The organism is Herbidospora sp. RD11066 (assembly GCF_054661255.1).
Map to the genome: position 1 here is coordinate 510378 of NZ_BAAGDO010000004.1, position 14390 is coordinate 524767.

At 70.8% G+C, this 14390-nt stretch carries 10 protein-coding genes; 5 read left to right on the forward strand and 5 right to left on the reverse strand.

Annotated features, from left to right (window positions below; genetic code table 11):
* Position 1: 1 nt before the first annotated feature.
* The 5 genes from ACYQ78_RS19060 to ACYQ78_RS19080 all read right to left on the reverse strand — a co-directional run bounded on the left by ACYQ78_RS19060 (position 2) and on the right by ACYQ78_RS19080 (position 7011).
* Positions 2 to 1660, reverse strand: coding sequence for a glycosyltransferase family 2 protein (locus ACYQ78_RS19060; RefSeq protein WP_459802197.1), 1659 nt, complete (start codon positions 1658 to 1660; stop codon positions 2 to 4).
* Complete coding sequence (locus tag ACYQ78_RS19065) at positions 1657 to 3465, reverse strand: glycosyltransferase family 2 protein (RefSeq protein WP_459802198.1); 1809 nt, start codon at positions 3463 to 3465, stop codon at positions 1657 to 1659. The genes ACYQ78_RS19060 and ACYQ78_RS19065 overlap by 4 nt, the downstream gene beginning before the upstream one ends.
* Positions 3462 to 4988, reverse strand: coding sequence for a glycosyltransferase family 2 protein (locus tag ACYQ78_RS19070; RefSeq protein ID WP_459802199.1), 1527 nt, complete (start codon positions 4986 to 4988; stop codon positions 3462 to 3464). Before ACYQ78_RS19070 ends, ACYQ78_RS19065 begins: the two co-directional genes overlap by 4 nt.
* Complete coding sequence (locus tag ACYQ78_RS19075; protein ID WP_459802200.1) at positions 4985 to 5449, reverse strand: hypothetical protein; 465 nt, start codon at positions 5447 to 5449, stop codon at positions 4985 to 4987. Before ACYQ78_RS19075 ends, ACYQ78_RS19070 begins: the two co-directional genes overlap by 4 nt.
* 104 nt (positions 5450 to 5553) lie before the next feature.
* Positions 5554 to 7011, reverse strand: coding sequence for a glycosyltransferase family 2 protein (locus tag ACYQ78_RS19080; RefSeq protein ID WP_459802201.1), 1458 nt, complete (start codon positions 7009 to 7011; stop codon positions 5554 to 5556).
* Positions 7012 to 7219: 208 nt separating this feature from the next.
* On the opposite strand from ACYQ78_RS19080, the gene thrC reads away from it, so the two are divergent.
* The 5 genes from thrC (at position 7220) to ACYQ78_RS19105 (ending at position 14267) form a co-directional block, all read left to right on the forward strand.
* Positions 7220 to 8263 carry a threonine synthase gene (gene thrC, locus ACYQ78_RS19085; RefSeq protein WP_459802202.1) on the forward strand — a complete coding sequence of 348 codons (1044 nt, stop codon included), beginning with the start codon at positions 7220 to 7222 and terminating at the stop codon, positions 8261 to 8263.
* Positions 8264 to 8392: 129 nt separating this feature from the next.
* Positions 8393 to 9277 carry a homoserine kinase gene (gene thrB / locus ACYQ78_RS19090; protein WP_459802203.1) on the forward strand — a complete coding sequence of 295 codons (885 nt, stop codon included), beginning with the start codon at positions 8393 to 8395 and terminating at the stop codon, positions 9275 to 9277.
* Between the two features lie 398 nt (positions 9278 to 9675).
* Positions 9676 to 11667, forward strand: coding sequence for a transcription termination factor Rho (gene rho, locus ACYQ78_RS19095; RefSeq protein ID WP_459802204.1), 1992 nt, complete (start codon positions 9676 to 9678; stop codon positions 11665 to 11667).
* A 657-nt stretch (positions 11668 to 12324) separates the two neighbouring features.
* A complete protein-coding gene (locus ACYQ78_RS19100; protein WP_459802205.1) occupies positions 12325 to 13617 on the forward strand; it encodes a sensor histidine kinase in 1293 nt (430 codons plus the stop codon).
* Between the two features lie 5 nt (positions 13618 to 13622).
* Positions 13623 to 14267 carry a response regulator transcription factor gene (locus ACYQ78_RS19105; protein ID WP_459802206.1) on the forward strand — a complete coding sequence of 215 codons (645 nt, stop codon included), beginning with the start codon at positions 13623 to 13625 and terminating at the stop codon, positions 14265 to 14267.
* Positions 14268 to 14390 lie beyond the last annotated feature (123 nt).

The window sequence follows — 14390 nt, forward strand, 5'->3', positions numbered from 1 at the left end:
GTCAGCCGAGCAGTCGCCGGGCCTTGCGCAGCGCCCGCTTGAACACCGTGCGCTCACCCTGACGCTGCAGCTTCACCGTCTGCACCCGCCAGCTCTCCGCCTTCGCCCGCCAGCGCGCCGAGTCGGCGGTGCCCTTGGCGGCCTTCTTCTCCAGTACGCCCACCTGCCGCTCCAGCGCGTGGACCTGCTTCTCCAGGCGTCCGGCGGCGATCTTGCGGTCGATGGCCAGGGCCCGCCAGTGGGCCGCCTCGGTGTTGCGGCTCACGATGGGCGGCTTCACCGAGGAGTCGACCCGGGCGAAGCCCAGTTCCTCGCCGTCGAGCCATTCGGAGCCGTAGAGCTCGTGGACGACGTCGTCGAACTCCTCGCCGTCCTTGACGACCCGCAGGGCGCGGGCGATGGCGCAGGTCCGTTCGAGCCGGGCGGTGACGATGCCCTCGTGGGTCTCGGTCAGCGCGATGTGCAGCAGGCCGAGGTCGGTCTTGTCGGCCTTCTCGATCAGATGGGCCACGGTCTCGGCGGCGACCGTCCAGCCCGGCGGGCAGACCAGCCGGAACGGGGCCGGAGCCGACGTCGGGCCGCCGTCTTCGACCAGCCTGACCCGGCCGTCGTGCTCGTAGGCGCCCTTGATCAGCCGTTCGTCGAGCCGGGGGTCGTCGAACGGCGAGCGGCGGCCGTCACTCAGTGTCGGCCAGTCGCCGAGCAGGGTGACCCGCACGTCGGGGAGCGTGCTGACCAGCGCCGCGTCGGCGCCGCCGTGTACGTCCTCGAAGGAGGCGCCCCGGGTGTCGATGACCACGTCGACATAGGGCACCAGCCACTGGCGGCCGCCCTCGGTGCGAAGAAAGCGCCGGTAGGGGATGCGGTCGGCCACGAACGGGGCGTTGTACCTCTTCACCTCGGTCTGCCGTCGCATTAAAGTCGACCGGCCCAGATGCCAGGCCGGCGCCTCCAGTTCGGGGACGAACACGGCGCCCGCCTGGGTGAGCCGGTAGCCGAGGTCGGTGTCCTCGGCCAGAACCAGCGAGGTGTCGATGCCCCCGGCCTGGTTCCACAGGTCATGGTGCTGCGAGACGCTGGCGCCGACGTGCATGCGGTGCATGATCGGGCTGGGCGCGGTGGTGAGGCCGTCGTACTCGTCGAGGAGCTTGTCCCACCAGGTGTGCCCCTCGCACTCGTCGAGCAGCTCGCTCTCCCGCCCGGCGCGGACGGCCTCGGCGAGATCCTCCGGCGACGGCAGCACCGACGCCGAGGCGGTGAACTTGAGCGAGCCCAGCACTACCAGGTAGTCGGCCGCGTGGTGCCAGCGCATGTGGGCGCCGACGTGGCCGCGCGTCGGGACCACGTCGGCGTCGAGCCGCAGTACGACCTCGCCGGTGGCGTGCCCGAAGCCGGTGCGGATCGCCCAGGCGATGCCCCACCCCTCGTTGGGCACCTCGCGCACCCACGACGGCAGGTCGAGCGGGCCGCCGTCGTTGACGACGATCACCTCGGTCAGGTGGGCCGGGTAGTCCTGCTCGGCCAGCGCGGCCAGGGTCAGGTCGAGTTTGCGCTGGCAGTCGCGGGCCGGGATGACCACGGACACGGTCTTGCCCGGTACGTAGTCGGGACACGGTGGCACCAGCACGCCGTAGTCGTTGCGGGGTACGCGAGCCGTCATGACCTGCCTCCCGGGAGCTCCATCAGGGCGTTGGGCCGGAATCCGCGCCACTGCCGCTTGTTGCGTTTGAGGAAGGTGCCGATCGGCTCCCGCCAGGTGTGCTCGGCCGCCTTGCCCCGTCTGAGGATGTAGCCGAGGCCGTGGCCCCGGTAGATGGTGCCGCCGGCGGCCTGGACGGCGTGCTGGAACTGAGTGTCCACCGACCGTGGCAGCGGGCGGAACCCTCCGACGGCGTCGAAGGCCGAACGGGTGGCCAGGATCGTGCCGCCCGCGATGAAGTTGGTGACCTGCTCGGTGATCTGCTGGTGGTGGACGGTCACGTCGATCGCCGCCAGGTAGACGAACTCGGGCGAGGTGCCCAGCACGTCGGCGCCGGTGTAGGAGTGGGCGAGCAGCAGGTCGGCCAGGAAGTCGGGGCCGTACCAGTCGTCGTCGTCCATCTTGAGCAGGAACGACCCGGAGGCGCGTTCGGCGGCGGCGTTCAGCACCGAGCCGAAGGCCTGCGCGTGGGGCGCCTGGTAGACGGTCAGCGGCCGGTCGAACTTCTCGATCGCCGCCGCGACCCCGGGGTGCTCGCGGGGCACGCCGTGCAGCGCCAGCACCACTTCGAGGTCGGCCTCACGCTGGCGTCCGGCCTGCTCCAGCGCGAAGGCGACCTGGTCGGGCCGCCGGGTGGCCAGCAGGATCGAGGTCGTCGGCAGATACGAGCCGACCGCGCCCAGCCGGGCCCAGCGCTCCCTGACCCCGTGGTCGCGCAGGGCGCGCCGCCGCAGCCGGATGCTGTGCTCCTCGCGCGTCAGGTCGTCGTCGAGAACGCTCGCCGGAGCCTGGAGGAGCTTGGTGAGCCCGGGTCCGAGGGCGCCCGCCCACGGAGGAACCTGGTCACAGACCAGCGGAACCCCGGCGGCGGCCAGCCCGGCCACGACCCTGACGGCGGTCAGCGGGCCGGTGTGCCCGCGCCGCCAGTCGATCACGACCCCGCGCAGTTTGCGCACGCGGTCGACGTCCATGACCGTCACCGCGCCCGACCCGGCGATGCGGGTCAGGGTGTCGGTGCCGAGCCTGATCACCCACACGTCGTCGACGAGCGTGAGCTCGCCGACGCCCTTGGTCGGCACGCTGACGAACCCCATCGGGTTGACCGACCGGTCGTCGACCGGCGGCACCAGCGCGGGATCGGTCAGCCCGGCCGCCAGCAGCCTCTCGCCGCCCGGACGCCCGATCTCCTCCCAGCTCGGCGACCCGGAGCGGTCGACCGTCACGGCGTCACCGGCCCAGGGGGCCGACGCGTCGGTCCGGACGACCAGGTCGCCCGCGGGCGCCCCGATGCGGATCGGCATCGGGCCCTTCGGGTCGGCGATGGCCGCGTTGGGGTCGCCGGGACGCCAGTGGGCCGCGCCCGGACCGGCCAGCACCGGCACCGGCGAGGCGATGGCCTCCAGCCGGTTCCCGGCGAACGCGCGGGCCACGGCCGTGACCACCCGCCCCGACGGAGTCGGGGCGTTGAACGTGACGTCGACCTGCCAGCCGGCGCCCTTCTTGTACGTGCGGACCTCGGTCAGCGCCCGCCACCGGTGCGCCGGGGTGAGCGAGGGGTTGGGCGCGGTGAACCAGTAGGGCGCCTCGGCGACCACGACCGACACCTTCGTCGCCTTGGGCAGCATCGACTGGAGGGTCATCGCCCGGCGCAGGTCGGTGGGGGTCTTCGCGAGGATCGTGACCTCGGGAACCTCGGCCTCGGGGTCCAGGTCGAGCTCGCCGTCGAGGTCGACGCCCCCTTCGACGCCCATCGTGTACGTGATCATCGGACCCTCCAGCGCCGCTTGGCCTGGGGCTGGGCGGCGAGCTTCTCGGCCTCGGCCTTCCAGCGCTCGGCCTCGGCCTTGTACTTGCGCGCCTCCGCCTTGTGCTTCTCGGCCGCCGCGCGCCAGGTCTGGGCGTCGCCCTTGATCGGTTCTGCGTCGGCCAGCGGCACGATGCCGAACTCGGCGCCGTCGACCCAGTGGGCGCCGAACAGCTCGTCGACCACGTCGTCGGGGTCCTCACCGGGGAACAGGCGGGCCCGGTTGAAGGCCGCCGTCCGTTCCAGGCGGGCCGTCACCACGCCGTCGTGGCTCTCGGCGAGGGCGGCGCAGACCAGCCCGTAGCCGTTGGTCTCGGCCAGTTTGACCAGCTTGGCGATGCTGTCGGCGCCGAGCGACCAGCCCGCGGGGATCGTCAGCCGGTAGGGGGCCTTCACCGCGCGGTTGACGCGGGGCTCCCCGGCGTAGAGGTTGCCGAGCAGCCGCAGGTCGAGCCGCGGTTCGTCGAGCGAGGCGCGGCGGCCGGTGGTCAGTTCGTGCCAGGGGCCGTCGATGGTGACGGTGAGGTCGTGGATCGTCCCGGCCAGCGCGCTGTCGACGGTTCCCCGCGTCTCCTCGTAGGTGGTGGCGGTGGTGACGACCTCGACGTACGGGATCGCGTAGACCCGCCGTGGATGGACGCGCAGCCAGCGCAGGTCGGGGATGCGGTCGGCGAACAGGGTCCAGTTGTGCCGGTGCACCTCCTTCTCGCGCACCATCACGGTCGACCTGCCGATGTGCCAGCTCAGCGCCTCGGCGTCGGGGATGAACACGGCCCCGGCCTGGGCCAGGCGATAGCCGAGCTCGGTGTCCTCACCCATGTTCATGGTCACGTCGACCCCGCCCGCCCGCGCCAGCAGCGTCGCCCGGACCGAGGTGGTCGCGCCAGAGTGCAGCCGCGACGGGTTCGACCGCGCGTCGCGCAGGTGCCGCGTCTCGGCGAGCGTCTTCTCCAGCCACACATGAGGGTGGACGTTCTCTGCCGGGAACAGGTTGTCCGACCGGCCTGCGGCGGTTTCGGCGTAGACGTGGTCGGGCGTCGGTTCCTTCGCCGAGACGAACCTGATGGTGCCGTGGACCACGACGTATCCGGCCAGGTGGTGCCAGCGCATGTGGGCCTCGATGTGCTCGCGGTCGAGCAGCATGTCGGCGTCGAGCCAGTGGATCACGTCGCCCGAGGCGGCGGAGGCCCCGGCCTGCCGGGCGGCGCCGCGCCCCCACGACCCCTCGGGCACCCGCACGATCCGGGTGCGGTGCGGCGCCAGCGGCGGCAGCACGAGCGAGGGCCTGCTGCCGTCGTCGGCCACCACCACTTCGGTCAGATCGCCCGGATAACTCTGGGCGGCCAGCGCGGCGAGGGTGCGGTCAAGCGCGTCCTGACACTGGTAGGCCGGGATGACGACGCTGACGGACAGGCGCGGAGTCCAGGCGCCCAGCGGTGCCGGGCGCAGGGAACTCCAGTCGTTGTGCCTGATCCGTGCCGTCAACGTTCGCCCACATCCGTTTTCACCCGGGGCTGCTGACCGGTGATGCGGCGGATCTCCTTGATCTCCGCCTCGACCTCGTTGCGCAGGAACATCGCGTTGACACGGTCTTCGCCGAGGGCGGCGAGCACGGCGCGCAGATCGTCGTCGCGGCGGGCCGCGCCCTCGGCCAGCAGCTTGGACGCCCCGGCCAGCTCCTCGGACACGGTGCCCAGGGTGGCGGTGACGCGCGCGAGGTTGGTCTCGAGCTTCTTCACGCGGGTGTCGATCCGCTGCGTCTTGCCGTCGAGCCGCCGCACGCTGAACACCAGCAGCCCGAGCCCGGCCAGGCACCCGCCCAGCAGCACCAGCAGCAGAGCGTCGACGACCGGGAGCACGCCCATCAGGACGAGGGCGGCGAGAGCGGCCAGAACGACCGTTCCGGCGGCCGCGCCGAGCATCGCCAGTCGGCGGAGCGTGGGCATCTTTGTCAGCCTCCGTGTCAACAAGGAATGAAGCGGGATTCTATTAGAAGATCTCTCATGATTTGTTAGGGGGAATGCTGAGATTTTGCTGCCAAATTGACATGTCATGACGTTAGGCGGCGGAACAACCCTAGCCCTCTTCGTCGTTCTTGCGGCACGTCGGAGCCGGAATCCGGGGCGGACCAGAAGATCCCCGGAGGGGTGCGCCGGATCCCGTGTGTCTGGCTGATGACGTCATGCGCAGTTTCGCCTGGACGGGCCAGTAACACCGCCCGAGAAACCGCCTCGGTGCGTTCCATGACGGCCTCGGTCCCCGCAGGTGATTCGGTCACCAGCACGCCCAGTCGCCCGTCTGTCATCGTGCGTGTCATGCGCTCGAGCGTCTCGGCGGCGAGCGGCGCGTGCACCGACCCCCGATAGCGGAACGGGACCGGGAACGCCGTCACCGGCGCCTGGTCGGCCAGGTGCACGCGGGGGTCGCCGCGCATGCTCTCCTGGATCAGCCGCAGCTCGAACTCCTGGCCCGCCATGGCCTCGCCGCGCCCCGTTCTGATCGACGACCAGGGAGCGGTCAGCAGCACCCGCACGTCGCCGATCGACCCGGTCAGCGCCGACTCGACGGCGTCCCGCGTCTCGCGCTCAGTCGCCTTCGCCACGTCGAACACGACCTCGACATAGGGCGTGTGCCACGTACGGCCGCGCTGTTTGCGCAGGTCACGGCGGAGCGGGATGCGCTGCGCGTGGTAGGGCTCGACGGCCCGCACGGTGGCCGTGCGGTTCCGCTTCTGCGCCGGCACCCCCAGATGGACGGCCCGCGCCGACAGATCGGGCACGAACACCGCCCCGCCCTGGGCCAGCCGGTAGGCGAACTCGGTGTCCTCGCCCCGGTGCACCTCGGCGTCGAGCCCGCCGACCGCGTCCCACAGCACCCGGTGCAGGGACAGGGTGGGGCCGGTGACGACGTGGTAGGGGTTGCGGCTCTTCTTCATGCCGTCGAGCCGCAGGATCGTGCGCTCCGTGCTGCTCGGCGTCGCCGCCGACAGGTCGACCAGATCGCCTACACGGTCGTCCGCGACGGCGTCCCTGACCTGCGCGGGCGTCAGCTCGGGCGGCTCGACGAAGACCTTGGCGCCGATCGTGACCAGATAGTCGGTCAGATGGTGCCAGCGCAGCAGCCGCTCCAGATGGTCGCGGTAGATCACCATGTCGGCGTCGAGCCGCTGCACGACCGTGCCGTCGCAGACGGCCAGCCCCGCGTTCAGCGCGAACGCGGGCCCCCAGCCGCCCGGTCCCGACCGGATGATCCTGGTGTTCTCCGGTTTGACGGCCGGAAGGCGCAGTGGCGGCAGGCTCCCGTCGTCCACCACGACGACCTCGGTCAGATGGGCCGGATAGGTCTGCGCCGACAGCGCGGCCAAGGTGAGGTCGAGGAACCGCTGACCGCCATGGGCGGGAATGACCACGCTGACCGGGAGCCGCGGAGTCCAGTGACCGGCCTCCGGCGGCGACAGCGGCGAATAGTCGTTGTGGCGGATCCGGGGCCGGGCGTCGGTGCCCGTCACGATGGCCTTCTCCTTCACAGGATCGCCGGTCTGAGCGGAACGGTGATCGACAATAGCCAACCACTCTGGCAGTTTCCTGGGAGGGTATAGAGCCCGTACAAATCGGACGTCTCGCTCACCGTCCCACAGGGCGGACGCCGGATCCCGGATCTCGAACGTTTGCCCGTAGACTCTGTGCCCGATACCGCAGGTGACATGGAGGAACCGCATGTCCAGGGTTTGGCGTGGCCTCATCGAGGAATACCGCGACCGGCTTCCCGTGAGCGCGACGACGCCCGTTGTCACCCTTCTTGAAGGTGGCACCCCGCTCGTTCCGGCGCCGAAGGTCTCCGCGCTGGTCGACTGCGACGTGTTCCTCAAGGTCGAGGGCCTCAATCCGACGGGCAGCTTCAAAGACCGCGGCATGACCGTGGCCATCAGCAAGGCCGTGGAAGAGGGCGCCCAAGCCGTCATCTGCGCCTCGACCGGCAACACGTCGGCCTCGGCGGCGGCCTATGCCGTCCGCGCCGGGCTGACCTGCGCCGTGCTGGTACCGCGCGGGAAGATCGCGATGGGCAAGCTGGCCCAGGCGCTCGTCCACGGCGCGAAGCTGCTCCAGGTCGAGGGGTCCTTCGACGACTGCCTCGAGATGACCAAGAAGCTGGCCGAGAACTACCCGATCGCGCTGGTCAACTCGGTCAACCCGCACCGTCTCCAGGGCCAGAAGACGGCCGCGTTCGAGATCGTCGACGCCCTCGGCGGCGCCCCCGACGTCCACTGCATCCCGGTGGGCAACGCGGGCAACATCTCGGCCTACTGGATGGGCTACCAGGAATACGCCGCCACGCAGCCGAAGATGTTCGGCTTCCAGGCCAGCGGTTCGGCCCCGATCGTCAACGGCGCGCCGGTCACCCACCCCCACACCATCGCCACCGCGATCCGCATCGGCAACCCCGCGTCGTGGAAGCTCGCCGAGGCGGCCCGCGACGAGTCCGGCGGCGTGATCCAGGCGGTCACCGACCGCCAGATCGCCGCCGCCTACAAGCTGCTGGCCCAGGGCGAGGGCGTGTTCGTCGAACTGGCCTCGGCCGCCAGCGTCGCCGGCCTGCTCCAGGCCCACGAGCAGGGCCTGCTCAAGCCCGGCCAGACGGTCGTCTGCACCGTCACCGGCAACGGCCTGAAAGACCCCGATTGGGCGATCTCCGGCGCCCCGGCCCCGGTGACCATCCCGATCGACGCTTATGCGGCAGCGGCCGCGCTGGAGCTGGCGTGAAGGCGGGGGCCTCAAAGACCCCCCCTGTCGTGACGGCACATCTCGGGGGTCCGGCCCCCGTGACCATCCCGATCGACGCCTACGCGGCGGCGGCCGCACTCGAACTCGCCTGACCTGCGGGAGCACTCTTTGACCGTTCTGGTGCGCACACCGGCGACCAGCGCCAACCTCGGCCCCGGATTCGACACGCTCGGCCTGGCCCTCGACCTCCACGACGAGGTGACGGCCTCCGTCGGCGCCTTCGAGACGGCGGTCGAGGTCGGGGGAGCGGGAGCGGGTGAGGTCGACACCGGCGAGGGCCACCTGATCGTGCGGACGATGCGCCGCACCTTCGAGGAGATGGGCGTCGCGCAGCCCGAAGGGATCCGGCTGACCTGCGTCAACCGGATCCCCCACGCGCGCGGCCTGGGATCGTCGTCGGCCGCGATCGTCGCGGGCATCCTGGCCGCCAGGGCCCTGTCCGACGCGGTCTTCGACGACGACAAGGCCCTCGCGCTGGCCACCGCCATCGAGGGCCACCCCGACAACGTCGCGCCCTGCCTGCGCGGCGGCCTGACCATCTCCTGGGACTCCGGGGTGTGCCGGCTGCTGCCCCACGCCGACATCCGGCCCGTGGTGCTGATCCCGCCGTTCCGGTTGTCGACGGAAGAGGCACGGGGGCTGCTTCCGGAGAAAGTCCCGCATTCCGACGCCGCGACGAATGCCGGCCGGGCCGCGCTGCTCGTCGCCGCGCTGACCGGAAAGCCCGACAACACCGTGTTGCTGGCGGCAACGGAAGATCGGCTTCACCAGAGATACCGCGCGTCCGCCATGCCGCAGACCGCCGATCTGGTAGAACGTCTGCGGTCCAAGGGGGTGCCCGCGGTCGTTTCGGGAGCGGGCCCCACGGTTCTTGCGTTTTCTTCACCGGAAACGCAGGATTTGATCGAGCCCGAAGTGGGTATCGACTGGCAAATCCAGCCACTGAACGTCGACCCTTCCGGTGCGACCGTTCAGTTTCCCGAGACACGCTGATGCCTCTTCGACCTTCAGGGAATAGCTGTGTGCGCCGGTGATGTTAGGCTGATAGCCGCACCAGGTGCCCCCGTGTTGGGTGCGTGCTTGTCATTCGCACATCGTGGCTCTTCGCACAGCCGAAGCCGCCGTGGCGATTTCCCTGAATCCACCTCCTCCATCCGCCGACGCGGCAGGGGGCGGCGTGTTCGGGGACATGCGCGTTCGAGCCACCTCGACATCTGGTCGGTCGTGGCATCCCGGGGGAACACCCCTGGGCGCCTACCGCTCGTGATTCTCGGCACTCGGCTCGACCGCACGAGATCCACGAAGCCCGACCCGGTCTGTCCCGCCGGGTCGCATAACCGGGACGGCGGAATCAGACAGTCCGGCGCCCGACCCCTGGGAAGGACCCTTAGTTGAGCGACACCACCGAACTCCTCGCCGACGCACCCGTCGGCGATGCCCCCACGACCGCGCGCCGCCGCCGCTCCGGCACCGGCCTGTCGGCCATGGTGCTCCCCGAACTGCAGGCGATGGCCTCCGGTCTCGGCATCAGCGGCACCGGCCGGATGCGGAAGAGCCAGCTCATCGCGGCCATCCAGGAGAAGCAGGGGGCGACGGCGCAGCCCGCCGCGGAGAGCAAGCCCGAGCCCAAGAGCGAGGCCAAGGCGGAAGCCGCCCCGGTCGAGCGGCCCACCAGAGCCCGTCGGGAACGTTCCTCCGCCCGCGCCGCAGCGGCGCCCGCCGAGGCCCCGGCCCCGGCCGAGGCTCCCGCCGCCGTCGAACGTGTCGAGTCCGCCCCGCCGGCATCCCTCGAGCCTACGGTGCAGACGACCCCGACCGTCGTGGAGCAGTCCGAGGCCCCGAGCGACACCCGTGACCAGCGTGGCGACCGCCGCGAGCGTCGTGGCCGTGGGGAGCGCGGCGAGCGCCGTGAGCGTCCCGACCGCGGCGACCGCCAGGACCGCGGCGCCGATCGTCAGGACCGTGGCGACCGGAACGATCGTGGCGACCGTGGGGGCCGCAACGACGACCGGCAGAACAGCCGCCCCGACAACCGTCAGGACACCCGTCCCGACAACCGTCAGGACGGTCGCCAGGACAACCGTCAGGACAACCGCCAGGACCGCCAGGACCAGAACCAGGGCGGCCCCGGCCAGGGCGGCCCGCAGGACGACGACCCGCGCGGTCGTCGCGGCCGCTTCCGCGAGCGCAACCGCCGCGGCCGTGACCGTTTCGGCGACGCCAACGAGCCCGTGGTCAGCGACGACGACGTCCTGATCCCGATCGCCGGCATCCTCGACATCCTCGACAACTACGCGTTCGTCCGCACCAGCGGCTACCTGCCGGGCAGCAACGACGTCTACGTCTCGCTGGCCCAGATCCGCCGCAACGGCCTGCGCAAGGGCGACGTCATCACCGGCGCCGTGCGCCAGCCGCGCGACGGCGAGCGCCGCGAGAAGTTCAACGCGCTGGTCCGTCTCGACACGGTCAACGGCATGGAGCCCGACCAGGCCCGCCAGCGCCCCGACTTCAACAAGCTCACGCCTCTCTACCCGCAGGAGCGCCTGCGGCTCGAGACCGAGCACAACATCATGACCACGCGCATCATCGACATGGTCAGCCCCATCGGCAAGGGCCAGCGTGGCCTGATCGTGTCGCCGCCGAAGGCCGGCAAGACGATGGTCCTCCAGGCCATCGCCAACGCGATCACCCGCAACAACCCCGAGTGCCACCTGATGGTCGTCCTGGTCGACGAGCGTCCGGAAGAGGTCACCGACATGCAGCGGTCGGTCAAGGGCGAGGTCATCCACTCGACCTTCGACCGTCCGGCCGAAGACCACACCACCGTCGCCGAGCTGGCCATCGAGCGCGCCAAGCGCCTCGTCGAGCTCGGTCACGACGTGGTCGTCCTGCTCGACTCGATCACCCGCCTGGGCCGCGCCTACAACCTGGCCGCCCCCGCGTCGGGCCGCATCCTGTCGGGTGGTGTCGACTCCACGGCGCTCTACCCGCCCAAGCGCTTCTTCGGCGCCGCCCGCAACATCGAGAACGGCGGCTCGCTGACGATCCTGGCGACGGCCCTGGTCGAGACCGGCTCGAAGATGGACGAGGTCATCTTCGAAGAGTTCAAGGGCACCGGCAACATGGAGCTCAAGCTCAACCGCTCCCTCGCCGACAAGCGCATCTTCCCCGCCGTCGACGTCGACGCGTCCGGCACCCGTAAGGAGGAGATCCTCCTCGGTAAGGAAGAGCTCCAGGTCGTCTGGAAGCTGCGCCGCGTGCTCCACGCACTCGACATGCAGCAGGCGCTGGAGCTCCTCCTGGAGAAGATGAAGGAGACCAAGAGCAACGCCGAGTTCCTGATGCAGGTCCAGAAGACCACCGTCAGCAACGACCGCGACTAGAACAACATCTGGAGCTCACACCGCTTCAGAACCGCTTGGCGAAAAGACCCCGGGCCCGCCCCGGGGTCTTTTCTTTTCCTCCGTTACGGCTCTCGCCCACCCCGGCCCCGCCCGCCGTCTCCGCATCCCACCGCATCCGGCGCCAACCGCCCGCTCCCGCACCCCACCGCAACGACGGAACAGATCTGGCGCAAACAGACAACCAAGACCAGCGGAGGACGGGGATTCGCGAATCGACCCAGGGCTACGAGAGCCGATGCGGCCGGAGAATCGAGCCGAGCGGCCCGGAGGCTGTCGCCCACGCGACCGACGTTTCCGGATCGGACCGCCACCCTCCCCGAAGGGTGTCGCCCGCGCGACCGACGTTTCCGGGTCGGAACGCCCACCCTCCCGGAGGTTGTCGGCCGCGCGACCGACGTTTCCGGGTCGGAGCGCTCTCCTCCCCGGAGGCTGTCGCCCGATCGACGTTTCCGGATCGGGCGGCCCACCCTCCCTGGGGCGAGATCATCATTGCCCGCGCGACCGACGTTTTCGTCGTGGGCGTCGGCGTCTGTGGAAAACCCGCAGGCTGGGTGACATAGCCGGGCAAATCGGGGGGTTATCCCCACCCCGGTCGCTCCATACCGGCGATGGCCTGGGCTTTGGCATCCTCAAGGCATGGTGGCGAGTCAGGGACGGTTGCGCGATCGGGTGCCCTTCGGGCCGTGGGGCCCGTTGGGGGTCGCCGTCGATCCGGTGACGTGGAAGGCGGTGCCCTACTTCATCGTGGCGCCCGTCGTCGGGACGGCCTGTTTCGTCGGCCTCGGGTTCGCCCTGCCGCTCTCGCTGGTGTTCGTCCTGATCTGGGTCGGGTTGCCGATGCTGGCGGTGCTGATCCTGGTCTGGCGGGGTGTCGCCGTCGTGGAGCGCCGTCTCCTGCGATGGACGCTCGGCGTCGGCATCCCCGACCCCTACAAACCGCGCCCCGACGGCGGCCTCTACGCCCATCTGCGCTGGCTGTTCGCCGACCTGGCGACCTGGAAGGACCTCGGCTACCTCCTGCTGCTGTGCCCGCTGGGCCTGCTGGAGTTCGTCGTCGTCTTCGGTCTCTGGTCGCTGGGCCTGGAGCTGCTGGGGCTCCCGCTCCCGATGGTCCTCAACGACCGTGAGCTGACCTTCTGGTGGATCGAGGTCTCGACCGTCCCCGAGGCGGTCGTGGTCATGCTGTTCGGCGTGGTCGCCCTCTTCGCGTCCCTCTACGCCCTCAGAGGCGCCGCACTCGCCCACGCGTGGGTGGCCAGGGCGCTCCTGGGCACCGACGACCGCCGACTCCTGCTGGCCCGCAACGAGGATCTGAGGGCCAGCCGGGCCCGGGGTGTCAACGCCGCCGAGGCCGAGCGCCGCCGCATCGAACGCGACCTTCACGACGGCGCCCAGCAGCGCCTTCTGTCGGTCGCCCTCGACCTGGGCCGGGCACAGGCCAAGTTAGACGACGACCCCGTACAGGCCAGGATCCTGGTCGAGAGCGCGGCGGCGGGGGCGAAGGCGGCGATCGGCGAGCTCAGAGACCTGGCCAGGGGCATCTACCCGGCCATCCTCACCGACCGGGGCCTCGACGCCGCCCTGTCGTCCCTGGCCGCGCGGGCGCCCGTCAGGGTCGAGGTGGTCGTCGAGATCGCCGACCGGCCGCCGGCGGCGGTCGAGAGCATCGCCTATTTCGTCGTGGCCGAGGCGCTCACCAACATGGCCAAGCACTCGGGGGCCACCGAGGCCCACGTGCGGGTCGGCCGGGCCGGAGACCGTGTCGTCGTCGAGATCGGCGACAACGGCGCCGGGGGAGCGGCCATCCGCCCGGGTGGCGGGCTCGACGGCCTGGCCGACCGGGCCGCCACGATCGACGGGACCCTCGTCGTCGACAGCCCGCCCGGCGGGCCGACGGTCATCAGGGCGGAGCTGCCCTGCGTATGGTGACGGGCATGCGTGTCGTGATCGCCGAAGACTCAGTGCTGCTCCGCGAGGGACTGTCGCGGCTGCTGGCCGACGGGGGCATCGAGACCGTCGCCGCCGTGGGCGACGGTCCTTCGCTGGTGGAGGCGGTCCGCGTCCACGACCCGGATCTCGCCGTCGTCGACGTGCGCATGCCGCCCTCCCACACCGACGAGGGGCTGCGCGCGGCGTTGCAGATCCGCGCGGCGCGGTCGGGCTTCCCGATCCTGGTCCTGTCGCAGTACGTCGAGGAGCGCTACGCCACCGACCTGCTCGGCGCCGGCGCGCAGGCGGTCGGCTATCTGCTCAAGGAGCGGGTGGCCGAGGTCGCCGAGTTCCTCGACGCGGTGCGCCGGGTCGCCGCCGGAGGCGCGGTGATCGACCCCGACGTGGTCGTCCAACTGCTGGGCCGCCGCAGGCTCTCCCACGAGCGCCTGACCGCGAGAGAGACCGAGGTCATGGCCCTGATGGCCGAAGGCCGCTCCAACAGCGCCATCGCCGCGCGCCTGATCGTCTCGGAGGGCGCCGTCGAGAAGCACATCTCCAGCATCTTCCTCAAACTCGCCCTCGACCCGGCCCCCGACGACCACCGGCGAGTGCTGGCCGTCCTCGCCTACCTGGGCCACAGGCATTAAAAGATTCTTCTTCCGTTACGGCTCCGCCTACTCTGGCACCGCCCGCCGCCGCCGGTGTCCCGCCGTATCCGGCGCCAACCGGCCGCGCGACGCGAAAAGGGGCGCCCCGTCATGGACGGGACA